Genomic DNA, 22,999 nt, shown 5'->3' on the forward strand with positions numbered 1-22,999 from the left:
AGCTTCATCCCTTGAGTTTGTAGCCGAAGCCGCGGACCGTCTCGATCCGGTCCTGGCCGATCTTGCTGCGCAGCCGCTGGACATGGACGTCCACCACCCGGGTGTCGCCGCCCCAGCCGTAGTCCCAGACCCGCTCCAGGAGCTTGTCCCGGGACAGCACCGTGCCCGGCGCCGAGGAGAACTCCAGCAGCAGCCGCATCTCGGTCGGGGTGAGAGCCACCGGCGCACCGCCCCTGCGGACCTCCATGCCCTCGGTGTCGACCTCCAGGTCACCGAAGGCGAGCACCCCGCCCTCGGATGCCTCGGACCGTCCCGCCTCGCCGGCCGCCGGACCGCCCGCGTGCCCGAAGCGGCGCAGCACGGCACGGATCCGGGCGACGAGAACGGACCCGTCGAAGGGCTTGGTCACGTAGTCGTCGGCCCCGGCCTCCAGGCCCAGGACGACATCGATGGAGTCGGCCCGCGCGGACAGCATGATCACGGGGACGGTCGACTCGTCGCGGATCCGCCGGCACAGGCTGACGCCGTCCATCCCCGGCAGCATCACGTCGAGCAGCGCGATGTCGGGCCGGTCGGCCCGGAACGCCTCCAGACCGGAGAGCCCGTCGGGCATCGCGGTCACCGCGAAGCCGTCCCGCTCCAGTGCGAGCTGGGTCGCCTCGCGGATGACGTCGTCGTCCTCGACGAACAGCACATGGGTCTCGGCCATCGCGCGCCTCTCCGTTCCGGGTCGTTCTCGTGGGTCTCGTGATTCTCGTGGTTCTCGTCGGTCCCGGCCGCCGCGAGGGCCGGTGCCGGCCGTCCGGTCAGTCGCCGCCGGACGGGGCGGGCGCGGGGTCGATGCCACCGTCGCCCAGCGCGCGGCTGTAGTCGTTGTGCACCCAGTCGTGCTGGGTGAACCTGTTCCCCGACCAGCGGTACGTGATCACGTCCTCGCCCGACGGGTACGCCACCGGGTCGCCCTTGGCGTACACCTGCTTGGTCACCACCAGGTCGCCGCGGTCGATCGTGGCGTAGACCGCCGCGTCCTCGGCCATGAAGACGTTCTTGTACCGGTCGTTCTCCTCGCGATACACGTACGTGCCGATACCGACGGCGTCGCCGCAGGTCATGACGTTGACGACGACATCGGGCGAGGTTCCGCCGGTCAGGTTCCCGTAGGAGGTGTCCACCGGGTAGGCGTCCGCGACGCAGGGCTTCAGGTCCTCCTTCAGCCGCTCGCCGATCTTCGGATCGGACTTGATGAGCGCGATCGGGTCGACCCGCTTGGACGGCTGCTGCCCGGCGGAGGCCGAGGGAGAGGAGGCCGCGGGCGCCGAGGCCGGCTCGTCCGCGCGGGCCGCGCCCTCGTCGCGGGAGCCCGTACCGCCGGTCGAGCACGCGGTCACGAACAGACCGACGGCGACGAGCCCGGCCAGTGCCGTGGTGCTCGCCGCCCGGACCGAACGAAAGCCGCGGGCCCCGGGGTCTTCGTGGTCCTGGTCTTCGTGGTCCTTGTGGCCGAAGGGGCCGTCAGGGCCGCCGTAGCCGCTCGGGCCGCTGCGGCCGCCGTGATGCTCGTCGGTGCCGTGGTTCTCGTGGGTGTCGGATCTGGCGCCCAGGGCGTGTCTTTCGGATCTTGCCGGGCTCGCGGCGTCCGGTGCGCACGCTCGCCGCGTTGTCGTCGGTCGCCAACGCTCCGCGTTGTCTCCCTCCTCCGCCTTGCGATCGCACGCACCGGGCGCCGCTCCCTGATCCGGCCTGATCCCGAAGACACGCCCTAGGCCGCGCACCGCTCCCGCCCCCGTCCGTTGCCTCGTGCCGTGGTCCGCTCGGTCGTCCGCTCCAGAGCTCGGGCGTCGGCGACGCCGCGGCTCTCCAGTTCCTGACGAAGCCGGGCCAGTGCGCGGTGGAGCGTGCTCTTCACCGTACCCGTCGACATGCCGAGCGCCGCCGCGGTCTCCTCCGTGCTCATCTGTTCCCAGTGGCGCAGGACGACCACACTGCGCTGCTTCGGCGCGAGGATCTTGAGAATGTCCATCAGCAGGGCCCGGTCGGCGTGCTGCTCCGTGGCGTCGTCGACGCGGGCGTCGGGCAGCTGCTCGGTGGGGACCTCCTCCAGCTTGCGGGCGCGCCACCACTCCGTACGCGTGTTGATCATCACCCGGCGGAGGTAGGCGTCGGCGAGCGACTTGTCGGCGATCCCGTCCCAGCGTCCGTACGTACGGACGAGAGCGGTCTGCAGCAGGTCCTGCGCGTCGACGGGGTCGGGCACCAGCCGACGGGCGCTGCGCAGCAGCGCGTCCTGCCGAGTGCGTACGTACTCCTCGAAGTCGAGCACCTCGCCGTGCGACATCCCGAACCGCCTTCCGATCCCCGTGACCTGCTTGTCTCTGTGACGTCGACGACGCTACGGAGCGGTTGTCACGAGGCTGTGCGGAGAAGCCGTCGGCGGACGCACGGCTGCCCATCGGTTGTGTAACAGGGGGCCGGTGGCGGGGAGGGGCCGTCGGTCGGCGGCGGCCGTCTCGGGGCGGCCGGGACAGCGGTGGGGGACGGAGGGTCAGGAGAGCGGCAGGCGGTAGAAGCCGTTCTCCAGCGGTTCCACCAGACCGTCCGCGACCAGGCCGTCCAAGGCGCGGGCACGCTGGACCGGCTCGTCCCAGACCGCGTCCAGGGCGGCCTGCGGCACCGCGGCCACCGCCTCCCGCAGGACGGCCAGCAGCTTGCCGCGCACCTGGCGGTCCGTCCCGGCGTACGTCTGGCCGCGCCGCGGCGGGCCGTCGTGGGCCGGCTTCCCGGCGAGCCGCCAGACGCACCGCGCCGCGATCGGGCACCGCCCGCAGTCCTCGTTCTTCGCGGTGCACACCAGCGCGCCCAGCTCCATGGAGGCGGCCGCCCAGCGGGCCGCCGTCGCCTCGTCCCGCGGCAGAAGCTCCCGCGCGAGCCTGCGCTCGGCGGCCGTGGTGGCGTTCGGCGGGTACTGGACGCCGGTCGCCGCCCGGGCGAAGACCCGGCGGACGTTGGTGTCGAGGACCGCGTGCCGCTGCCCGTACGCGAACGAGGCCACCGCAGCGGCGGTGTACTCCCCGATCCCGGGCAGCGCGAGCAGCTGGCCGTGCTCGCTCGGTACGTCCCCGCCGTGCCGCTCCGTTATGGCGACGGCCGCCGCGTGCAGCCGCAGCGCCCGCCGCGGGTACCCGAGCCTGCCCCAGGCGCGGACGGCCTCGCCCGGCGCCTCGGCGGCCAGGTCGGCCGGGCGCGGCCAGCGCGCGAGCCACTGCTCGTACACCGGCAGCACCCGCACGACGGGCGTCTGCTGAAGCATGAACTCGCTCACCATCACGCCCCACGCCCCCGCCTCCGGGCGGCGCCAGGGCAGGTCGCGGGCGTGCCGGTCGAACCAGGCGAGGACGGGCCCGTGCAGATCGGCAGGGGCCGGAGGAGCGTCGGTGAAGGGCGCGTCGATGGAAGTCATGGCACCCACGATCCTGACACGTTCAGTACGCGCCGTGGCGCACGCCCTCGGGGCGCGTGGAGGTGTCCTGGCGCGGCCCGCGCCCCGCGCACCACACCACGACGCCGTTACGGCTCGCCCTGGACGTCTCGACCAGCGCCCGGACGGGCCGGTACGCCGCCTTGACGACCAGGAACGCCGTCGCGCCGCCGAGCAGCAGACCGACCGTCACGTCGTGCGGGTAGTGGACGCCGACGAACACCCGGGAGAAGGCCATCAGCAGCGCCATCGGCACGGTCAGCAGGGCGATGACGCGCCAGGACAGCGCGAGCGCGACCGCCGCGGCGCCCGCGATCGCCGCGTGGTTGCTGGGAAACGACCAGTCACCGGTCGCCGGGCAGGGCACGAGCGCGGCGGGCGCCCCCGCCACCGCCCGGCACGGACGCTCCTCGTCCACCACCGACTTGAGCGCCTCGCTCACCACGTACCCGAAGGCGGTCGCGAGCGGTGCGAGGAGCGCGAGCGCCATCGCGCCGCTCGATCCGGCTCTGGCCCGCCACCAGCCGGCCAGGAACAGCACGCCGAAGAGCAGCAGGCCCGCCTCCGTCCACGCCTCGGCGAGCCACTGGAACCAGTGCGGAGTGGCGTGGGCGAAGCCGGTGATGTCGAGATACAGGTCGGCGGAGAGATCGGAGAGGTAGTCCATGACCCGTGACGCTAACCGGAGGCGGACGGCGGGTGCCCGAGGCGAAGGGCGACGACGACCCCCGACGAAAGTGGGGGTGACCGGTGGCCGTGAACGGCGGAGGATGTGATCATCGGCAAAACTTGTGCCTGGGGCGGCGGGTGGGGCGGGAGTTGGCGCCGATCTCTCGTAAGGTTCGGGGCGTGGGATCTCTGCGCAATCCGGTCGGGCCGCTTCCCTCCTCCATCTACTGGCGACGGAGGGCGGTCGCGCTGTGCCTGATCGCGCTTGTCGCGGTGCTCGCGCTCTGGGCCGTCACCTCCGGTGGCGGTGGCGGGAAGAAGCCGAGTGACGGCGCCAACGGCTCTTCCCCCGCACCCTCGATCACCCCCGGACCCTCCGGCTCCGGTCCCGCGATCAGCGAACAGCCCGGTGGGCGCGACGAGTCCGGGAATTCCGGCTCCGGCGACAGCTCCGGCGGCGACGCCGAGGGCGGTACGAACACGGGCGCGGGTGCCGGTACGGAGGGCGCCGGCAAGAACGGCGACACGGACGGCGTGGGCGGCGACGGCGGCGGAGCGAGCGCGGGACAGCAGGTTCCGGCCGGTTCCCCGCTCCCGAACTGCGCGCCCGGCGCGCTTCAGTTGACGCTCAAGAGCGCCAAGGTCTCGTACGAGCCGGGCGAGAAGCCGCGTTTCCACCTGGTCGCCAAGAACACCTCGGCCGTCGACTGCAAGGCCGATTTCGGGCCCAGGAACGCCGTGTTGACCATCAGCGACGCCACGGACAACGACGTCTGGTCCTCCCGCGACTGCCCGCGCCCGGCCGCCGGCGTCCTGCTCCGGGTGCCGGCGCGCTCGACGATCACGCACACCGTGGAGTGGGACCGCGAGCGGAGCGCCCCGCAGTGCGCGACTCCTCCGGCGGCCCCGGTGGGGCCGGGGACGTATCTGGTGGAGGCGACGATGCCGGGCGCGAAGGTGCTTCCGGCGTCGTTCACGCTGGCTAAGGACTGACGGGTCGGCGGTTCGGCCGTGCCGCCGCACGGCGGACCGTACCGCCGCTACACGTACCGTTCGAGGATCGAGGACTCGGCGAGCCGGGAGAGGCCCTCGCGGACGCTGCGCGCCCGCGCCTCACCGACACCGTCCACGGTCTGGAGGTCGTCGACGCTCGCCGCGAGCAGCTTCTGCAGACCGCCGAAGTGCTCGACGAGGCGCTCGATGATCGCCCCGGGGAGCCGGGGGACCTTGGCCAGGAGCCGGTAGCCGCGCGGGGAGACCGCGGAGTCCAGGGTCTCGGGAGAGCCGCTGTAGCCCAGGGCCCTTGCCACTATGGGCAGTTCGAGGAGTTCGGCGTGGGTGAGCGCGTCCAGCTCGGTGAGCGCCTCGGAGACCGTACGGGAGCGCTTGGCCGTGGGCTCGGGGACGTAGTCGCGGATGACGAGCTCGCGCTCGGGCTCCACGCCGGCGATCAACTCGTCCAGCTGGAGCGAGAGGAGGCGGCCGTCGGTGCCCAGCTCGACGACGTACTCGGCGATCTCGGTGGCGATCCGGCGGACCATCTCCAGACGCTGGGCCACGGCCGTCACGTCCCGGACGGTCACCAGATCCTCGATCTCCAGGGCGGAGAGAGTGCCGGCGACCTCGTCGAGGCGGAGCTTGTACCGCTCCAGGGTCGCGAGCGCCTGGTTGGCGCGGGAGAGGATCGCGGCCGACTCCTCCAGGACCCGGCGCTCCCCGTCCACGTACAGCGCGATCAGGCGCATGGACTGGGAGACCGAGACGACCGGGAAGCCGCACTGCTTGGAGACCCGGTCCGCGGTGCGGTGGCGGGTGCCGGTCTCCTCGGTGGGGATGGAGGCGTCCGGGACGAGCTGGACGCCGGCCCGCAGGATCTTGGTGATGTCCTTGTCGAGGATGAGCGCGCCGTCGAGCTTGCACAGCTCGCGCAGCCGGGTCGCGGTGAACTCGACGTCCAGCACGAAGCCGCCGGTGCACATCGATTCGACCGTTTTGTCCATGCCGAGGACGAGGAGGCCGCCGGTGTTGCCCCGGAGGATGCGCTCCAGACCGTCGCGCAGGGCGGTGCCGGGGGCGACGGCGCTGAGCGAGGCGCGCATGAGCGCTTCGATGCCGGAGCCCGCGCCGGACTTTCCGGGAGCTGCTGCCCCGTCCTTGGCTGCCACTGCACTCCTCCGGCTCGTACGGATGGGCGAGACCAGGGCAAAGTCTAGCGACACGACCCGGCGGCCCTCCGCCGCGCGCCGCGCGACCCGTGCGGGGCTTGCCCCGCCCCGGGCCGGCGTACACCGAAGCCCGGGGGCCCGCAGCGCTCTCGGAGCCTGTCCGGCCCTGATCCGAACGGGCAGCCCCAGGTCGTGTCCGGCCCTGATCCGCCGGGCGGCCCCAGGGCCCGTCCGGCCCTGATCCGCCGGACAGGCCTAGCCGCCCTGGCCCTCCTCGCCTTTCGCGGAGGGGGCCCTCCGGCTCCGCGGAAGAACCCGCAGCGCGTCGCCCATGTCCGCCACCTCTGTCACCTTCATGCCCGCCGGAACCCGGCCCGGATCGGTCGGGACCAGGGCGTGGGTGAAGCCGAGCCGGTGGGCCTCGGCCAGCCGGCGCTGCACGCCCGTCACCCGGCGGACCTCGCCCGCGAGGCCCACCTCGCCGATCGCGACCAGGTTCTTCGGCAGCGGGGTGTCACTGGCCGCGGAGGCCAGCGCGAGGGCGATCGCCAGGTCGGCGGCCGGCTCGGAGAGCTTCACCCCGCCGACCGTCGCGGAGTAGATGTCCCGCTTGCCGAGCGCGGTGATCCGGCCGCGCTGTTCGAGCACGGCCAGCATCATCGAGACGCGGGAGGTCTCCAGGCCGGAGGTCGTACGGCGCGGCGAGGGGATCTGAGAGTCCACCGTCAGCGCCTGGACCTCGGCGACGAGCGGCCGGCGGCCCTCCAGGGTCACCGTCAGGCAGGTCCCGGGCACGGCCACGTCGCGGCGGGTCAGGAAGAGACCCGACGGGTCGGCCAGGCCCGTGATCCCCTCGTCGTGCAGCTCGAAGCAGCCGACCTCGTCCGTCGCCCCGTACCGGTTCTTCACGCCCCGGACCAGCCGCAGACGCGCGTGCCGGTCGCCCTCGAAGGAGAGCACGACGTCGACGAGGTGCTCCAGGAGCCTCGGTCCGGCGATGGCGCCGTCCTTCGTCACATGGCCGACGAGGAGCGTGGACATCCCGCGCTCCTTGGAGGCCCGGATCAGCGCCCCGGCGACCTCGCGGACCTGGGCCATGCCGCCCGGCGCGCCGTCGATCTCGGGGGAGGCCACCGTCTGCACCGAGTCCATGATCAGCAGCGACGGCTTGACGGCGTCGAGGTGGCCGAGGACGGCCGACAGATCGGTCTCGGCCGCCAGATACAGATGGTCGTTCAGGGCGTTGATCCGGTCCGCGCGCAGCCGGACCTGGCTGGCGGACTCCTCGCCCGTCACATACAGCGTGCGGTGCTCGTCGCTCGCCGCCTTGGCGGCGACGTCGAGCAGCAGCGTGGACTTGCCGACGCCCGGCTCGCCCGCGAGAAGCACGACCGCGCCGGGCACCAGCCCCCCGCCCAGGACCCGGTCCAGCTCGTCGACGCCGGTGGAGCGCGCGGTGGCCGTCCGGCCGTCGACCTGGCCGATGGGGAGCGCGGCGGTGGACACGCGCCCGGCGGCGGTGGTGCGGACGGCGGGCGCGCCGTACTCCTCGACCGTCCCCCAGGCTTGGCATTCGGGGCAACGGCCGAGCCATTTGGCGGTCGTCCAGCCGCATTCGGTGCAGCGGTAGGACGGCCTGTCCTTGGCGGATTTCGTACGGGCAGCCATGCACCGAACCGTAGCGGGCCGCTCTGACAACGCGTCCGGCGGCGGGTGCGACCCCCGCCCGCTCCCACCGTCATCCCCGGCCCGGCCACCTACGGGAGCCCGCACGTCAGCCCAGGGCGCGCTCTCACCCACCCCACGGAATGAAGGGTTCCTGTCCCCTTTCGAGGGATACCTTCACCCGTAAGGATTAAAAGTGTTGAAGGGGTGCGAAGAGGCCGCCCCGCCCTGCCTACGGTCGCCGAGTGACGAGCAGCAGGCTGGAATCCCCGACCCGAACCACCGGCGCACACCGGGCGCACCGCCGCGCGCCGTCCCACTCCGCCGCGGAACCCGGGACCCACACGCGCGCCCAGCATCCGCCGGCGCGCTACGAGGCGTATCTCGACGGCTTGTTCACGTACTGCCTCTCCGTGCTCTGCGACCACGACACCGCGACCGCCGTCCTCGGCGACGTCCTCGCCGTCGCCGAACGCCACCGCGGTCGCTGCCCCTCCGACGAGGAGGGGCGTACGGCCTGGCTGTACGCGCTGGCCCGCTGGGCCTGTCTGCGCAGCCTCGCCGAACAGCGCCGCCACCGGCGGGGCGCGCACACCGGCCGCCCCGCCGCCGCCCCCGAGGCGACCCGAGCCCTCCAGGAGACCTCCCGCGGTGCCGCATCCGGCAGGGACCCGCAGCAGCGCCGCGCCGAGCTGGCCCTGCTCGCCTGGCCGGAGGCCGCCGGCACCAGCCCCGAACAGCGCGAAGCCCTGGAGCTCGCCGTCCGCCACGGCCTCGGGCACCGCCAGGTGGCCGCCGTGCTCTCCCTCGACCCCCTCGCCGCGCGCGAGCTGCTCTCCTCCGCCGCCTGCGAGGTCGAGCGGACACGGGCCGCCCTCGCGGTCGTCGAGACCGGCGCCTGCCCCACGGTCGCCCGGCTCACCGGCGACCACCAGGTGTTGTTCTCCGCCGCCCTGCGCGCCGAACTCGTCCGCCATGTCGACGACTGCCCGCGCTGCCGGCGGGCCGCCGAACGCGCGGGCGCGGGCGGCCCGTGGCCCGGCGCGACGACGGTGTCCCCGGGAAGGCTCCCGCTGGTCGAGGCGGACCGGGCCGCGACGTACCTGGCGATGCGGCACGCCTCACGCGCGCGTGCCGCCGCCCCGCGCTTCGGCGCCGGCGGATTCCCGATGGACCCCAAGGACCACGCCGCCCGCCGCGACCGGATGCGGGCCCGCGCGGTGACGACGACGGTCGTCGCCGCCGTGGTCGCCGCCCCGGTCCTCGCCCTGTGGGCCTCGTACCGCGGCGCCCCGGCGACGGGGGAGGGCGGGACCGGAACCCCGGTCACCGCGCGCGAGGACGGCGGGCCGGTGAGCCTCGACGGGCATCCGAACGACCGTTACGAGCACACGGGCAACGCCCGCACCACGTCCGACCCGCGCTTCACCCAGGGGGCCCGGGGCCCCGACGTCTCGGTGGAGGTCCTCACCCCCGGCGGTCCGGCCGGTCCGACCCCGCCCGGCCGGCGGGGCCCTGGCCGGATCACGGTCGCCGCGCACGGCAACGGCGCCACGACGACGCTCACGCTCACCAACTCCGGCGACTCCACCGCCGACTGGTCGCTGTGGACGGACGGACCCTGGCTGTACGTGAGCCAGGCGTCCGGCACGCTGCGGCCGGGGCAGTCCGTGACGGTCCACATCTCCGTCGACCGCGCGCGCGAGCCCGCGGGCGCCTGGTCGGCGCGGGTCGGAGTGAACCCCTCGGGCGCGGTGCTGCGGATCACCGGCCGCGGCGCGACCACGCCTCCGCCGACGACCGAGGAGCCACCGCCCTCGACCGACCCGACCGGCCCGCCACCGACCACGGACCCGACCACGCCTCCGCCGACGACCGACCCGACGCCCACCACGGACCCGACCACACCGCCCCCGACCTCCGGGGAGCCGTCGACGGGCCCCGGAACCCCGAGCGACCCGGAGTCCCCACCGCCGGCGCCGTGACCGCCGGGGGCCGGATCGCCCGCGCCTCGGGTTGTCGCAGGTCCGCCGGGGGCCGGATCGCCCGCGCCTCGGGTTGTCGCAGGTCCGCCGGGGGCCGGATCGCCCGCGCCTCGGGTTGTCGCAGGTCCGCCGGGGCCCGGACCGCCGGCGCCTCGGTTGTCGCACCGGGTCCGCCGACGGCCGGATCGCCGGCGGCTATCGCACCGGGTCGGCCGGGTGCCGGGCCACCAGCGGCAGCCCGGAGGCGAGCCGGGCCTCGCACAGCTCCGTCAACACGTCGTACGCCGCCTTGCCCATCAGCTCGGTCAGCTCGGGCCGGTACGTCACGTACACCGGCTCGCCCGCGCCGTGCGCCGAGGTCGCCGACGTGCACCACCAGTGCAGGTCGTGCCCGCCAGGACCCCAGCCCCGGCGGTCGTACTCGCCGATCGACACCTGGAGGACGCGGGTGTCGTCCGGCCGGTCGATCCACTCGTAGGTGCGCCGCACCGGCAGCTGCCAGCAGACGTCCGGCTTGGTCTCCAGCGGCTCCTTGCCCTCCTTGAGGGCGAGGATGTGCAGCGAGCAGCCGGCGCCGCCCGCGAAGCCGGGACGGTTCTGGAAGATGCAGGACCCTTCCCAGCGGCGGGTCTGCCGGTCGCCGTCCTCGTCGAGCTGCGTCCAGCCCGTCGCCGTACCGACGTCGTGGAACTGCCACAGCTCCGGGGTGAGCCGGTCCACGTACGAGGCGACCCGCTTCTCGTCGTCCTCGTCGGAGAAGTGGGCGCCCAGCGTGCAGCACCCGTCGTCGGCCCGCCCGGCCTGGATGCCCTGACAGCCGCTGCCGAAGACGCAGCTCCAGCGCGAGGTGAGCCAGGTCAGGTCACAGCGGAAGACCTGCTCGTCGTCGGCCGGGTCCGGGAACTCGACCCAGGCACGGGGGAAGTCGAGGCCCTTCTCGTCCGGTTCGGGCGCCTTGCCCTGCTTCTTGGGGTGGAGGATCGTGAGCTCCTTGGGGGCCTTGCGAGCCTTGGGGGACGGGAGGCCGCTGTCGCCGCCACTGGCTTTGTCCGGCTTCGCCTTTTTCGTCTTTGGCACACGACAAGCGTATGCGCGCGGGCGCAGTAGCGTTCCGCCCATGAGACTCGGAGTCCTCGACGTCGGTTCGAACACGGTGCACCTGCTGGTGGTGGACGCCCACCCGGGCGCGCGGCCGCTGCCCGCCCACTCCCACAAGGCCGAGCTGCGTCTCGCCGAGCTCCTGGACGAGGGCGGGGCCATCGCCCCGGGCGGGATCGAGCGGCTCATCGCCACGGTCGCCGACGCGCTCCAGGCGGCCGAGGACAAGGGCTGCGAGGAGGTGCTGCCGTTCGCGACCTCGGCGGTGCGCGAGGCGACGAACGCCGACGCCGTCCTCGCCCTGATCAAGGCTGAGACCGGCGTCGACCTCCAGGTCCTCACCGGCGAGGAGGAGGCCCGCCTCACCTTCCTCGCCGCCCGCCGCTGGTTCGGCTGGTCCGCGGGCAAGCTGCTCCTGCTCGACATCGGCGGCGGCTCGCTGGAGATCGCGTACGGCATAGACGAGGAGCCGGACGCGGCGGTCTCGCTGCCCCTGGGCGCGGGGAGGCTGACGGCCGGCTGGCTGCCCGGCGATCCGGCCGAGGCGGCGGATGTGAAGGCGCTGCGTCGCCATGTACGCGCTCAGATCGCCCGTACGGTCGGGGAATTCACCCGCTTCGGCAAGCCGGACCACGTCGTGGCCACCTCCAAGACCTTCAAGCAGCTGGCCCGGATCGCCGGGGCGCCCGGCTCCAGCGAAGGGCTGTACGTCCAGCGCGACCTCACCCGCAAGTCCCTGGAGGAGTGGGTCCCCAAGCTCGCCGCCATGACGGCCCGGGAGCGCGCCGGCCTCCCCGGCGTCTCGGAGGGCCGCGCCCCTCAACTCCTGGCCGGAGCGCTCGTCGCCGAGGGCGCGATGGACCTCTTCGGCGTGGACGATCTCGAGATCTGCCCCTGGGCGCTCCGCGAGGGCGTGATCCTGCGCCGCCTGGACCACCTCCCGCCGGAGTAGGGCCTCCGGCGCACCTCGGCGCCGCGTGGGGACCTCCCACCATGGACGGTCGCCTCCCCCGTCACGGGCCGCGCGCCCCCCGAGTGACCGAGCCACCTCCACGGGGTCGCGGTCGGCCCCGTACCCTGTCCTTCGTGGCAGAACCAGTGGTGCGCATCCCGGATGCGAAGGTCGCCCTGTCGACGGCCTCGGTCTATCCGGAGTCGACGGCGACGGCTTTCGAGATCGCCGCGCGCCTCGGTTACGACGGTGTCGAGGTCATGGTGTGGACCGACCCCGTCAGCCAGGACATCGAGGCCCTGCGCCGGCTCTCGGACTACCACCGGGTCCCGATCCTCGCCGTCCACGCGCCGTGTCTCCTCATCACGCAGCGCGTCTGGTCCACCGACCCCTGGGTCAAGCTCCAGCGCGCCCAGGCGGCCGCCGAGAAGCTCGGCGCCTCCACCGTCGTCGTGCACCCGCCGTTCCGCTGGCAGCGCCAGTACGCCCGCGACTTCGTCACCGGCATCTGGCGGATGGCCGACGAGACCGACGTCCGGTTCGCCGTCGAGAACATGTACCCCTGGCGGTACAAGGACCGCGAGATGCTCGCGTACGCCCCCGATTGGGACGTCACCAAGGACGACTACCGCCACTTCACGGTCGACCTCTCCCACACCGCCACCGCCCGCACCGACGCCCTCGCCATGGTCGACCGCATGGGCGACCGCCTCGGTCACGTCCACCTCGCCGACGGCAGGGGCTCCGCCAAGGACGAGCACCTGGTCCCCGGCCGCGGCACCCAGCCCTGCGCCGAGGTCCTGGAGCGCCTCGCGCTCACCGGGTTCGACGGCCACGTCGTCATCGAGGTCAACACCCGCCGCGCGATGTCCGCCGCCGAACGCGAGGCCGACCTCGCCGAGGCCCTGGCGTTCACCCGGCTGCACCTCGCCTCGTCGACCGCGACGCCCCGGCGCCGGGTCCCCCGCTCATGACCGGACCGGCCCCGCGCCGGCGCGGCCGCCCGTCCCGTACCGCCGAGGACAGCGGCCCCGGCGCACGGCAGCGGATCCTGGAGGCGGCCCGGGCGCAGTTCGCCGAACGGGGCTACGACAAGACCTCCGTCCGCGGCATCGCCAAGGCGGCCGGCGTCGACCCGGCGCTGGTGCACCATTACTTCGGTACGAAGGACGAGGTCTTCGCCGCCGCCATCGAGGTCTCCTTCGAGCCCGCTCTCGTCATCCCCGCGGTCCTCGGAGGCCCGCTCGAGGGCATCGGCGAGCGCCTCGCCCGTTATTTCATCGGCGTCTGGGAGAACCCCACGACCCGTGCCCCGCTGCTGGCGATCATCCGCTCCGCCCTCACCCACGAGGCGGCGGCCAAGGTGCTGCGCGGCTTCGTCCTGCGCCGTCTGCTGGAGCGGGTGGCCGCCGACCTTCGCGTACCGGACCCGAAGTTCCGCGCGGAGCTCGCCGCCTCCCAGATGATCGGCGTCGTGATCCTGCGGTACGTCATCCAGGTGGAGCCGCTGGCCTCCGCGGACCCGGAGGAGATCGTGGCCCAGGTCGCTCCGACCCTCCAGCGGTACCTCACGGAAGCCTGAGCGCGGCCCGGCCGGGCCGACCGCTTGACCGAAAGCTGAACAACCGGTCCGGCATGCGGACAGCCTGTCCAGATCTTGGAGCGTCGGCGTACGCTCGAAAGCAAGCACCCCCATCACGAGGAGCGAGCGACGATGCCCGAGCTGAGGTCCCGCACTGTCACCCACGGCCGCAACATGGCGGGCGCACGCGCCCTTATGCGCGCCTCCGGTGTACCTGGCGCGGACATCGGCCGGAAGCCGATCATCGCCGTCGCCAACTCCTTCACCGAGTTCGTCCCCGGCCACACCCACCTCCAGCCGGTCGGCCGGATCGTCTCCGAGGCCATCACGGCCGCCGGAGCCATCCCGCGCGAGTTCAACACGATCGCCGTCGACGACGGCATCGCCATGGGCCACGGCGGCATGCTCTACTCCCTGCCCTCCCGCGACCTGATCGCGGACAGCGTGGAGTACATGGTCGAGGCGCACTGCGCCGACGCCCTGATCTGCATCTCCAACTGCGACAAGATCACCCCCGGCATGCTGATGGCGGCCCTGCGCCTCAACATCCCGACGGTCTTCGTCTCCGGCGGCCCGATGGAGGCCGGCAAGGCCACGCTGGTCGACGGCACGGTCCGTACGCTCGACCTGGTCGACGCGATGTCCGAGGCCGTCAACGACAAGATCTCCGACGCGGACATGCTCCGTATCGAGGAGAACGCCTGTCCGACCTGCGGGTCGTGTTCCGGCATGTTCACCGCCAACTCGATGAACTGCCTGACCGAGGCCATCGGCCTCTCCCTGCCCGGCAACGGCTCGCTCCTCGCCACCCACACCGCCCGCAAGGCGCTGTACGAGAACGCCGCCCGCACGGTCGTCGACATCACCCGGCGCTACTACGACGAGGACGACGCCTCCGTCCTGCCGCGCTCCATCGCCACCCGCGCGGCCTTCGACAACGCCATGGCCCTCGACATCGCCATGGGCGGCTCGACCAACACGATCCTGCACCTGCTCGCCGCCGCCCAGGAGGCCGAGCTGGACTACGGCCTGTCCGACATGGACGCGGTCTCGCGCCGGGTGCCGTGCCTGGCCAAGGTCGCCCCGAACGTGGCCCCCGGCGGCACGTACTACATGGAGGACGTCCACCGCGCCGGCGGCATCCCCGCCATCCTCGGCGAGCTGTACCGCGCGGGGCTCCTCAACGAGGACGTCCACGCCGTCCACGCCCCCTCCATCAAGGAGTGGCTGGAGGAGTGGGACGTGCGCGGCGGATCCCCGTCGCAGGAGGCCGTCGAACTGTGGCACGCGGCCCCCGGCTGCGTCCGCTCCGCGACCGCGTTCTCGCAGTCGGAGCGGTGGGAGAGCCTCGACACGGACGCGGCCGGCGGCTGCATCCGCGACGCCGCCCACGCGTACTCCAAGGACGGCGGGCTGGCGGTCCTGCGCGGCAACCTGGCCGTCGACGGCTGTGTGGTCAAGACGGCCGGCGTCGACGAGTCGATCTGGACCTTCGAGGGCCCGGCGGTCGTCTGTGAGTCGCAGGACGAGGCCGTCGAGAAGATCCTCAACAAGAAGGTCACGGACGGCGACGTGGTCGTCATCCGCTACGAGGGCCCGCGCGGCGGCCCCGGTATGCAGGAGATGCTCTACCCGACCTCCTTCCTCAAGGGCCGCGGTCTGGGCAAGACGTGCGCACTGGTCACGGACGGCCGCTTCTCGGGCGGCACGTCGGGCCTGTCCATCGGCCACGCCTCCCCGGAAGCGGCCTCGGGCGGCACCATCGCGCTGGTCGAGGACGGCGACCGGATCCGTATCGACATCCCGAGCCGCTCCATCGAGCTGCTGGTCTCCGACGAGGAGCTCGCCGCCCGCCGTGAGGCGATGGGCGGTGTCTACGCCCCGAAGAACCGCGAGCGCAAGGTCTCGGCGGCGCTGCGGGCGTACGCGGCGATGGCGACGAGCGCAGACAAGGGCGCGGTCCGGGACGTGACCCGCCTGGGCTGAGGCACACGACGGCGCACGGACGCGGGGAGTGAGGCAGGACGCTCACTCCCCGCGTCCGCGTCCGCGGTCCTTCACCAGGTTCCGGGGTCCCGCCCGTCCACGGCGAACACCGACCCGTCGGGCGCGGTCCCGAACACCCGGTCCCCGGACACGACCGGCGCCGGAACCGTGGTCGCGTACCCGAGCCTGCCGTCGCGCAGCCGCGGCTCGGTCTGCCCGAGCAGCGCGCCCCGCGCGGTGTCGACGGCGAGCAGCCGCCCGTCGGACGCGGACAGATAGAGCCGGTCACCGGCGCCGACGACGGGCGCGGAGACGTTTCCGGCGGCTGTCTCCAGCTCCCACAGGACACGACCGCCGGGAGCGGCGGTGTCGAGAGCGACCAGCTGACCGGTCGGGGTGAGGAGATGGACCGTGTCGCCCCGCACGCTGACCCTCGGTTCGTCCATCCGGTACGGCAGCGGGACACGGCGGGCGGACCCCCGCGCCGGGTCGTAACGGACCACGGCGTCGATCTGCGAGTCGCTGTTCGCGGAGCGCAGGAACAGCACACCGCCGCTGCCCGCGCCCACCGGCACCAGGTCTCCGTCCAGCCGCTTCCGCCAGACGACCTCGCCCGTCTCGGGCCGCAGCGCCCCGAGGAGCGTGTGCGTTCCGCCGGCCGCCGTCTCGAACACGGGCAGAAGGCCGGACGCGGCGTCGTAGGGCCCGAAGCGGGGTGCCGTGAACCCCGCCAGACCGCGCTGCCAGCGTTGCTTTCCCGTCGCGCCGTCGACGGCCCTGACGGCTGCCGAGTCCGTCGGGAACACGAGGGTGTCTCCGGCGGGCGTGGCGCCGCCCTGGCGGGGTGCGCCACCGGTGTCCCGCCCCGGAGCGCCCCGCTCCTTCTCGTACGTGCGCAGGGTGCCGTCGGCCGTGACGACGCCGACCAGGCCGCCGAACGCGACCGGCGCGGAGACGGGGTGACCGACGTCGGCCTGTCGCGACCAGAGGACCCGGCCGGTCGCGGGATCGAGGCGGGCCAGGCCGGTGCCGCGGGCCGAGCAGAACAGCGCGCCGCCGGTGGAGGCGCAGGCGGGGGCGGCGGATGCGCCCCCCTTCTGCAGCGGGGTCCGCCAGCCGGTGAAGGCCGTGGCCACCTCGGCCTTGTCCGGAGCGGGCGCGGGCGCGCTCTCCGATCGGAGCGCCACCACCAGGCCGCCGGCGGCCAGGGCCACGACGAGCGCGGTCGCGACGACCGGCAGACGGAGCCGGCGGCGCGGCCGGGCCGGCGCCGCGACCCGTACAGGGGTGTCCGCGTCCCAGGACGGCGCGGATCCGGGCTCCGGTTCGGGCAGCGTGAGCGGCCGCCGCTGCGCCGGTATGAACGCCGCCGCCTCGTACGACGGAGGCAGCAGCGCCGCCATGATCTCTGCGGGGGTCGGACGCTCGGCGGGCTCCTTCGCGAGGCAGCGCGCGACGAGCGGCGCGAGCTCGGCCGGAACGCCCGTCAGATCCGGCTCGTCGTGGACGACTTGGTACGCCACGATGTACGCGCTGTCGGAGTCGAACGGGCCGTGTCCGGTCGCCGCGTGCACCAGCACGGAGCCGAGCGCGAACACGTCCGCCGCCGGCCCGACCTCACGAGGTCGCTGGAACTGTTCGGGCGCCATGAAGGGCGGCGACCCGATCAACTTCCCCGTCTCCGTGCGCAGATCGCTGTCCAGGGGCCGGGAGATGCCGAAGTCGATCACCTTGGGCCCGGTGTCGGTGAGCAGCACGTTGCTCGGCTTGAGGTCCCGGTGCACGACCCCCGCCCGGTGGATGTCGCGCAGCGCCTCCGCGAGCCCCGCGGTCAGCCGGCGCAGCTCGGCGGGGGCGAGGGGCCCGTTCCGTTTGACCTGATCGGCGAGCGTGGGACCGGGGACGTACAGCGTCGCCATCCAGGGGCGCACGGCATCGGGGTCGGCGTCCACGACGGGCGCCGTGAAGGCACCGCTCACCCGGCGGGCGGCGGCCACTTCCTGCCGGAACCGGGCCCTGAACTCCGGATCCTCCGCGTACTGCCCGTGGACGACCTTGACCGCGAGCCGCAACCCGGAGGCGGAGGTGGCCAGATGCACCACTCCCATGCCGCCCGCGCCGAGACAGGCCTGGAGACGGTATTCGCCGGCGTACTCAGGTTCTTCCGCTTCCCGGTCGGCGCCGGTACTGCGCAACGGCGGCATAGCCAACCCCCGTGTGGTTCCCCGTTGTGTTCACGCGCGTGCGCGACGCACGGAGCCTAGTCCATGGTGCCCGTGGCACGGGTGGGGCTTGCTAGCCTGCGCGTCGCAGAGAGTGAATCGCAGCGCAGCGCTTTTGCGCCGACGGGGGAGGACGCCATGGGCGTGGACGAGAAGAGCGAATCGACGGTCGCCACCGAACCGGACGGAGTGGCCACCATGAGCGTGACCCGCTACCCGGTCGCCCCGGGCTACCGGGTCAACGTCCGATCCGGCCCGGGCACCCAGCACCGGATCGTGCGCACCCTCGCCCTCGACGTGCGGGTGGCCATCTACTGCCAGACACCGGGCGAATGGATCTCCGGCCCCTACGGCACCACGAACATCTGGGACAACATCGCCCCGGGTGAGTTCGTCTCCGACGCCTATGTGAAGACGGGCAGCGACGGCTACGTCGCCCGCCGCTGCGGCTGACCCCCTTCCGGGGCCGCCCGGGGATAATCGACCTCGTGAGCGACGACGACCGTACCGCCCGGCCCGAGGATCCCCGCACCCCCAGCGGCACCGACCGCGCCGCCGAGGAGGGCGCGGCCGGTGGCGCCCCCGCCGGGCCGCGGCCCGAGGCGATCCGCTTCTTCGGGACGACCTGGGTCGACCACGACGGGCACTACGGACTGCGCCGCGCCGGCCTCGCGGCCGGCGCGCTCGCCGCCGCCGCGGCCGGGTGCCTCGTCCTGCGCTTCGGCTACCAAGGGCTTGAGATCGCCGAGGTCGGCGGCTTCGTCAACACCCTCGTGATCGTCATGTTCGCGATCTGCAGCGCCATCGCCTTCCGCAAGACCTGGGAAGGCTTCGTCCGGCGCCCCGCCGACCCCGCGCGCGAGGAGTCGCTGCGCAGCCTCAAGGCGATCGGCTTCATCGGCTCCCTCCTCGCCTACGCCTTCCGCTGCTTCGTCGAGGCCCCCGGCGAGAAGCTGCTCCGTACCGAGTACGAGACCGCCCGCGCCCGGTACGAGAAGCGGCGCGGCTCCCGCACGGGCAACCCGGCGGCCCGCAAGAAGCCCAAGCGGAAGTAACTCCCACCGCACCCGAACCCGGCGCGACCAGGCCCCAGACGGGCAGGCGTCCGGGCGGGCAGCCACGCCCCCGTCCCCCGAGTGCTTGACGCCTCATCCCCCCGCGCGCATTATTCATCACATGGTGAATTACTCCGAGCGAGTCACGACGGGAGCGATCGTCGCGCGCGGCCTCACCGTCGTCCGCGGCGACCGCACCGTCCTGCGCGGCCTCGACTTCGTCGTCCCACCCGGACAGATCACCGGCCTCCTCGGCCCCTCCGGCTGCGGCAAATCCACCCTGATGCGCGCCGTCGTCGGCACCCAGGCCAAGGTCACCGGCACCCTCGACGTCCTCGGCCACCCCGCCGGCGACGCCGCCCTGCGCTCCCGCCTCGGCTACGTCACCCAGGCACCGTCCGTCTACGACGACCTCACCGTCGCCCAGAACCTCGACTACTTCGCCTCCGTCCTCCTCCCCGGCCGCGCCCTCCGCGAAGACCGCCGCACCGCCGTCGACCGGGCGATCCGCGACGTCGACCTCGCCTCGCACGCCGACGCACTCGCCGGCCGGCTCTCCGGGGGCCAACGCAGCCGCGTCTCCCTCGCCGTCGCCCTCCTCGGCACCCCGGAGCTCCTCGTCCTCGACGAACCGACCGTCGGCCTCGACCCCGTCCTCCGCCGCGACCTGTGGGACCTCTTCCACCGCATCGCCGACCGACGCGGCGCGACGATCCTCGTCTCCTCCCACGTCATGGACGAGGCCGAACGCTGCCACCGCCTCCTGCTCATGCGCGAGGGCGAGATCCTCGCCGACGACACCCCCGAAGCCCTGCGGCGCCGCAACGACACCGCCACCGTCGAAGACGCCTTCCTCCACCTCGTCGACGCCGCCGCCCGCGCGGCCCTCCCCCTCGAGGAGCCCCGGCGATGAACGGATCCCGCACCCTCGCCACCGCCGCCCGCGTCCTGCGTCAGCTGCGCCACGACCCCCGCTCGATCGCCCTGATGCTCCTCGTCCCGTGCCTGATGCTCCTGCTGCTCCGGTACGTCTTCGACGGAAGCCCCCGCACCTTCGACAACATCGGCGCCTCACTCCTCGGCATCTTCCCGATGATCACCATGTTCCTGGTGACCTCGATCGCCACCCTGCGCGAACGCACCTCCGGCACCCTGGAACGCCTCCTCGCCATGCCCCTCGGCAAAGGCGACCTCATCGCCGGCTACGCCCTCGCCTTCGGCCTCCTCGCCATCGTCCAATCGGCCCTCGCCACCGGCCTCGCCCTCTGGCTCCTCGGCCTCGACGTCGTCGGCTCGCCCTGGCTGCTCCTCCTGGTCGCCCTCCTCGACGCCCTCCTCGGCACCGCCCTCGGCCTCTTCGTCTCCGCCTTCGCCGCCTCCGAATTCCAGGCCGTCCAGTTCATGCCGGCCGTGGTCTTCCCCCAGCTGCTCCTCTGCGGACTGTTCACCCCACGCGACCGGATGCAGCCCGTCCTCGAAGCGATCTCCGACGCGCTGCCCATGTCGTACGCCGTCGACGGCATGAACCAAGTCCTCCGCCACCCCGACGTCACCGGCGACTTCGTCCGCGACGCCCTCGTCGTCGCGGGCTGCGCCCTCCTCGTCCTCACCCTCGGCGCCGCCACCCTCCGACGCCGCACCGCCTGACTCCACCGCGTGACCGCCCCTCGGACACCCGCACCGCCCGAGCCCGCACGGTGCGAGGATGGCGACACGTACCCCCTCCGGCGAGGTGAACAGAGCCATGACCCAGACCGTCGCAGTCCTCGGCACCGGCAAGATCGGTGAAGCGCTCCTCAGCGGCATGATCCGAGCCGGCTGGCGCCCCGCCAACCTCCTGGTCACCGCCCGCCGCACCGAACGCGCCGAGGAACTGCGCGCCCGCTACGGCGTCGAGCCCGTCACCAACGCCGAAGCCGCCAAGCGCGCCGACACCCTCATCCTCGCCGTGAAGCCGCAGGACATGGGGCGCCTCCTCGACGAACTCGCCCCCCACGTCACCGCCGACCGCCTCGTCATCAGCGCCGCCGCCGGTATCCCCACCTCCTTCATCGAGGACCGCCTCGCCGCCGGCACCCCCGTCGTCCGTGTCATGCCCAACACCCCCGTCCTCGTCGACGAGGGCATGTCCGTGATCTCGGCCGGCAGCCACGCCACCCTCGAGCACCTCGCCCACGCCGAAGAGATCTTCGGCGGCGTGGGCAAGACGCTGCGCGTCCCCGAGTCCCAGCAGGACGCCGCCACCGCCCTCTCCGGCTCCGGCCCGGCCTACTTCTACTTCCTCGTCGAAGCCATGACCGACGCCGGCATCCTCCTCGGCCTCCCCCGCGCCCAGGCGCACGACCTGATCGTCCAGGCCGCCATCGGCGCCGCCGTGATGCTCCGTGACAGCGGAGAGCACCCGGTCAAACTCCGCGAGGCCGTGACCTCCCCGGCCGGCACCACCATCAGCGCCATCCGCGAGCTCGAGAACCACGGAGTACGCGCCGCACTGATCGCCGCCCTGGAGGCCGCCCGCGACCGCAGCCGCGAACTCGCCTCCGGCAACGGCTGACCGGCCACGACCCGCCGGGGTCCCCGCACCCCGGCGCCCACTCCCTTCCCCCGCTCGTCATGTCACCCGGCCGGCAACAAGCCGACCGCCCGATAGGCGCTGTCCACCACCGGTCGCGCCATTCCCCGGGCCCGCTCGGCCCCCTCCCTCAGCACCTGATCCACATGCCCCGGATCGGCCGCCAGCTCCGCGTGCCGCTCCCGCACCGGCCTCAGCAGCTCGACCACCGCGTCCGCCGTGTCCTTCTTCAAGGATCCGTACGACTCGTATACACCGGCCAGCGCTTCCGGGTTCCCACCCGTCGAAGCGGCCAGCAGATCGAGCAGATTCGCGACGCCCGGCCTGGCCTCCCTGTCGTACTCGACCTCGCGCCCGCTGTCGGTCACCGCCCGCATGATCTTCCGCCGGACCGTGTCCGCGTCGTCCAGCAGATAGACGATCCCCGCCGCGTTCTCGTGCGACTTCCCCATCTTCGAGCGCGGGTCCTGCAGATCCATGACGCGCGCCGCCACCTCGGGAGACGTCGCCTTCGGCACGGTGAACACATGCCCGTACCGCTGGTTGAACCGCACGGCCAGGTCCCGCGTCAGCTCCACATGCTGCCTCTGGTCCTCACCGACCGGAACCTCGTCCGTCCGGTACGCGAGGATGTCCGCCGCCATCAGCACCGGATACGTCAGCAACGACAGCCGCACACTCTGTCCGGTGTCCCGAGCCCGCTCGCCCTTCTCCCTGTACTGGATCATCCGCCGCAGCTCTCCGTCCGTGGCCGTGCACTCCAGCAGGTACGACAGCCTGGTGTGCTCATCCACATGACTCTGTACGAACACGGTGCACAGCTTCGGATCGAGCCCCGCCGCCAGCAGCAGCGTGGCCGCCTGCCGACTGAGCCGCCGCACCCGCGCCGGATCGTGCTCCACCGTCAGAGCGTGCAGATCGACGACGCTGAAGAGCGCGTCCGCCGCGTACTGGTCGGCCTCCACCCACTGCCGTACGGCTCCGAGGTAGTTGCCCAGCGTCAGATGCCCGGTCGGCTTGACCCCACTGAAGATCCGCTTCCTCATGCGTTCTCTCCCTCACTCCTGGTTCGGTGCTGTTCCTGGTCGGAGCGACCGCCGACCCGACGGCCGGCACCCGGAGGGGGATACGCGAACGGCCGCCGAGGCGGCGGCCGCTGAGTGCATGCGTGTGCGCGGCCGCCGTCAGGCGGCCCACCACTGAAGGGTGCGCGCATGCGTAGTCATGCGAGGAGAGTACGCCTCAGGACCCGGGTTGACATGGGATTGACCGATCCGTAGTGTTCTCCGAGTTGTCCGACGTGAGCACCGACCCCGGTCGGCCCCGGACAACCATTCCGCAAGACCCACTCAAGCTGACGGCACTTCTTCGTGCCGTTCTGCTTTCGTGTGTTTCTGCGAAATGTGGAATCCGTGTTCGAAGGTTTGAACGCGAGCCCCGATTAGCGTCGGCGGCAAGGAATCCGCTAAAGTCTCACTCGTCGGAACGGCCCAACAGCCGGGAAGACAAACCCCGCTGACTGGGAATCAGGCCCGAAAGGATCTGATAGAGTCGGAACCGCCGGAAAGGGAAA

21 protein-coding genes are annotated in these 22,999 nt (G+C 72.8%); 11 read left to right on the top strand and 10 right to left on the bottom strand.

Annotated elements, in window-relative coordinates; all coding sequences use genetic code 11:
* Positions 1–4: 4 nt before the first annotated feature.
* The 5 genes from cseB to ABZY12_RS08760 all read right to left on the bottom strand — a co-directional run bounded on the left by cseB (position 5) and on the right by ABZY12_RS08760 (position 4,142).
* Positions 5–709 carry a two-component system response regulator CseB gene (gene cseB, locus ABZY12_RS08740; protein ID WP_356888558.1) on the bottom strand — a complete coding sequence of 235 codons (705 nt, stop codon included), beginning with the start codon at positions 707–709 and terminating at the stop codon, positions 5–7.
* A gap of 97 nt (positions 710–806) precedes the next feature.
* Positions 807–1,418, bottom strand: a complete 612-nt coding sequence (locus ABZY12_RS08745) for a hypothetical protein (RefSeq protein ID WP_356888589.1) — start codon at positions 1,416–1,418, stop codon at positions 807–809.
* A 341-nt stretch (positions 1,419–1,759) separates the two neighbouring features.
* Entirely contained in the window at positions 1,760–2,335 is a 576-nt protein-coding gene (locus ABZY12_RS08750) for a SigE family RNA polymerase sigma factor (protein WP_356888559.1), read from the bottom strand.
* Between the two features lie 207 nt (positions 2,336–2,542).
* Complete coding sequence (locus ABZY12_RS08755; RefSeq protein WP_356888560.1) at positions 2,543–3,457, bottom strand: A/G-specific adenine glycosylase; 915 nt, start codon at positions 3,455–3,457, stop codon at positions 2,543–2,545.
* 22 nt (positions 3,458–3,479) lie between these two features.
* Positions 3,480–4,142, bottom strand: a complete 663-nt coding sequence (locus ABZY12_RS08760) for a phosphatase PAP2 family protein (protein ID WP_356888561.1) — start codon at positions 4,140–4,142, stop codon at positions 3,480–3,482.
* A 182-nt stretch (positions 4,143–4,324) separates the two neighbouring features.
* Here ABZY12_RS08760 and ABZY12_RS08765 point away from each other — a divergent pair, with 182 nt between their 5' ends.
* Complete coding sequence (locus ABZY12_RS08765; RefSeq protein WP_356888562.1) at positions 4,325–5,137, top strand: hypothetical protein; 813 nt, start codon at positions 4,325–4,327, stop codon at positions 5,135–5,137.
* A 47-nt stretch (positions 5,138–5,184) separates the two neighbouring features.
* Here the strand turns inward: ABZY12_RS08765 and disA are convergent, their stop codons facing one another.
* Positions 5,185–6,309: a DNA integrity scanning diadenylate cyclase DisA gene (gene disA, locus ABZY12_RS08770; protein WP_356888563.1), complete on the bottom strand. Its 1,125-nt coding sequence runs from the start codon at positions 6,307–6,309 to the stop codon at positions 5,185–5,187.
* 255 nt (positions 6,310–6,564) lie between these two features.
* On the bottom strand, positions 6,565–7,977 hold the full coding sequence (gene radA / locus ABZY12_RS08775; protein ID WP_356888564.1) for a DNA repair protein RadA: 1,413 nt from the start codon (positions 7,975–7,977) through the stop codon (positions 6,565–6,567).
* A gap of 242 nt (positions 7,978–8,219) precedes the next feature.
* Here radA and ABZY12_RS08780 point away from each other — a divergent pair, with 242 nt between their 5' ends.
* Positions 8,220–9,959 (top strand): hypothetical protein, encoded by a 1,740-nt coding sequence (locus ABZY12_RS08780; protein ID WP_356888565.1) that lies wholly within the window; start codon positions 8,220–8,222, stop codon positions 9,957–9,959.
* A 195-nt stretch (positions 9,960–10,154) separates the two neighbouring features.
* On the opposite strand, the gene ABZY12_RS08785 is transcribed toward ABZY12_RS08780, so the two are convergent.
* Positions 10,155–11,036, bottom strand: a complete 882-nt coding sequence (locus ABZY12_RS08785) for a hypothetical protein (protein ID WP_356888566.1) — start codon at positions 11,034–11,036, stop codon at positions 10,155–10,157.
* 40 nt (positions 11,037–11,076) lie between these two features.
* Here ABZY12_RS08785 and ABZY12_RS08790 point away from each other — a divergent pair, with 40 nt between their 5' ends.
* The 4 genes from ABZY12_RS08790 (at position 11,077) to ilvD (ending at position 15,577) form a co-directional block, all read left to right on the top strand.
* On the top strand, positions 11,077–12,009 hold the full coding sequence (locus tag ABZY12_RS08790; RefSeq protein ID WP_356888567.1) for a Ppx/GppA phosphatase family protein: 933 nt from the start codon (positions 11,077–11,079) through the stop codon (positions 12,007–12,009).
* Positions 12,010–12,143: 134 nt separating this feature from the next.
* Positions 12,144–12,983, top strand: coding sequence for a sugar phosphate isomerase/epimerase (locus tag ABZY12_RS08795; RefSeq protein WP_356888568.1), 840 nt, complete (start codon positions 12,144–12,146; stop codon positions 12,981–12,983).
* Positions 12,980–13,591: a TetR family transcriptional regulator gene (locus ABZY12_RS08800; protein WP_356888569.1), complete on the top strand. Its 612-nt coding sequence runs from the start codon at positions 12,980–12,982 to the stop codon at positions 13,589–13,591. The genes ABZY12_RS08795 and ABZY12_RS08800 overlap by 4 nt, the downstream gene beginning before the upstream one ends.
* Before the next feature lie 132 nt (positions 13,592–13,723).
* Complete coding sequence (gene ilvD, locus ABZY12_RS08805; RefSeq protein WP_356888570.1) at positions 13,724–15,577, top strand: dihydroxy-acid dehydratase; 1,854 nt, start codon at positions 13,724–13,726, stop codon at positions 15,575–15,577.
* A gap of 71 nt (positions 15,578–15,648) precedes the next feature.
* On the opposite strand, the gene ABZY12_RS08810 is transcribed toward ilvD, so the two are convergent.
* Positions 15,649–17,781, bottom strand: a complete 2,133-nt coding sequence (locus ABZY12_RS08810) for a PQQ-binding-like beta-propeller repeat protein (RefSeq protein WP_356888571.1) — start codon at positions 17,779–17,781, stop codon at positions 15,649–15,651.
* A 156-nt stretch (positions 17,782–17,937) separates the two neighbouring features.
* On the opposite strand from ABZY12_RS08810, the gene ABZY12_RS08815 reads away from it, so the two are divergent.
* From ABZY12_RS08815 to proC, 5 genes are all read left to right on the top strand, one after another.
* Positions 17,938–18,252 (top strand): hypothetical protein, encoded by a 315-nt coding sequence (locus tag ABZY12_RS08815; protein WP_356888572.1) that lies wholly within the window; start codon positions 17,938–17,940, stop codon positions 18,250–18,252.
* Between the two features lie 152 nt (positions 18,253–18,404).
* Positions 18,405–18,854: a hypothetical protein gene (locus tag ABZY12_RS08820; protein ID WP_356888590.1), complete on the top strand. Its 450-nt coding sequence runs from the start codon at positions 18,405–18,407 to the stop codon at positions 18,852–18,854.
* A gap of 121 nt (positions 18,855–18,975) precedes the next feature.
* Complete coding sequence (locus tag ABZY12_RS08825) at positions 18,976–19,767, top strand: ABC transporter ATP-binding protein (protein ID WP_356888573.1); 792 nt, start codon at positions 18,976–18,978, stop codon at positions 19,765–19,767.
* A complete protein-coding gene (locus tag ABZY12_RS08830) occupies positions 19,764–20,501 on the top strand; it encodes an ABC transporter permease (protein ID WP_356888574.1) in 738 nt (245 codons plus the stop codon). The genes ABZY12_RS08825 and ABZY12_RS08830 overlap by 4 nt, the downstream gene beginning before the upstream one ends.
* A 97-nt stretch (positions 20,502–20,598) precedes the next feature.
* Positions 20,599–21,408 (top strand): pyrroline-5-carboxylate reductase, encoded by an 810-nt coding sequence (gene proC, locus ABZY12_RS08835; RefSeq protein WP_356888591.1) that lies wholly within the window; start codon positions 20,599–20,601, stop codon positions 21,406–21,408.
* Between the two features lie 62 nt (positions 21,409–21,470).
* Here proC and trpS read toward each other — a convergent pair whose 3' ends face one another.
* The gene (gene trpS, locus ABZY12_RS08840) at positions 21,471–22,472 is read right to left on the bottom strand and encodes a tryptophan--tRNA ligase (RefSeq protein WP_356888575.1); all 1,002 of its coding nucleotides are present in this window, start codon (positions 22,470–22,472) and stop codon (positions 21,471–21,473) included.
* Between the last annotated feature and the right edge of the window lie 527 nt (positions 22,473–22,999).

Source organism: Streptomyces sp. NPDC006551 (assembly GCF_040611675.1).
GTDB lineage: Bacteria > Actinomycetota > Actinomycetes > Streptomycetales > Streptomycetaceae > Streptomyces.

Excerpts from the sequence above, each read along its gene's own strand:
- cseB (WP_356888558.1), bottom strand. The coding sequence starts at position 709 with ATGGCCGAGACCCATGTGCTGTTCGTCGAGGACGACGACGTCATCCGC.
- ABZY12_RS08750 (WP_356888559.1), bottom strand. The coding sequence starts at position 2,335 with ATGTCGCACGGCGAGGTGCTCGACTTCGAGGAGTACGTACGCACTCGG.
- ABZY12_RS08755 (WP_356888560.1), bottom strand. The coding sequence starts at position 3,457 with ATGACTTCCATCGACGCGCCCTTCACCGACGCTCCTCCGGCCCCTGCC.
- ABZY12_RS08760 (WP_356888561.1), bottom strand. The coding sequence starts at position 4,142 with ATGGACTACCTCTCCGATCTCTCCGCCGACCTGTATCTCGACATCACC.
- radA (WP_356888564.1), bottom strand. The coding sequence starts at position 7,977 with ATGGCTGCCCGTACGAAATCCGCCAAGGACAGGCCGTCCTACCGCTGC.
- ABZY12_RS08790 (WP_356888567.1), top strand. The coding sequence starts at position 11,077 with ATGAGACTCGGAGTCCTCGACGTCGGTTCGAACACGGTGCACCTGCTG.
- ABZY12_RS08800 (WP_356888569.1), top strand. The coding sequence starts at position 12,980 with ATGACCGGACCGGCCCCGCGCCGGCGCGGCCGCCCGTCCCGTACCGCC.
- ilvD (WP_356888570.1), top strand. The coding sequence starts at position 13,724 with ATGCCCGAGCTGAGGTCCCGCACTGTCACCCACGGCCGCAACATGGCG.
- ABZY12_RS08810 (WP_356888571.1), bottom strand. The coding sequence starts at position 17,781 with ATGCCGCCGTTGCGCAGTACCGGCGCCGACCGGGAAGCGGAAGAACCT.
- ABZY12_RS08815 (WP_356888572.1), top strand. The coding sequence starts at position 17,938 with ATGGGCGTGGACGAGAAGAGCGAATCGACGGTCGCCACCGAACCGGAC.
- ABZY12_RS08825 (WP_356888573.1), top strand. The coding sequence starts at position 18,976 with ATGGTGAATTACTCCGAGCGAGTCACGACGGGAGCGATCGTCGCGCGC.
- ABZY12_RS08830 (WP_356888574.1), top strand. The coding sequence starts at position 19,764 with ATGAACGGATCCCGCACCCTCGCCACCGCCGCCCGCGTCCTGCGTCAG.
- proC (WP_356888591.1), top strand. The coding sequence starts at position 20,599 with ATGACCCAGACCGTCGCAGTCCTCGGCACCGGCAAGATCGGTGAAGCG.
- trpS (WP_356888575.1), bottom strand. The coding sequence starts at position 22,472 with ATGAGGAAGCGGATCTTCAGTGGGGTCAAGCCGACCGGGCATCTGACG.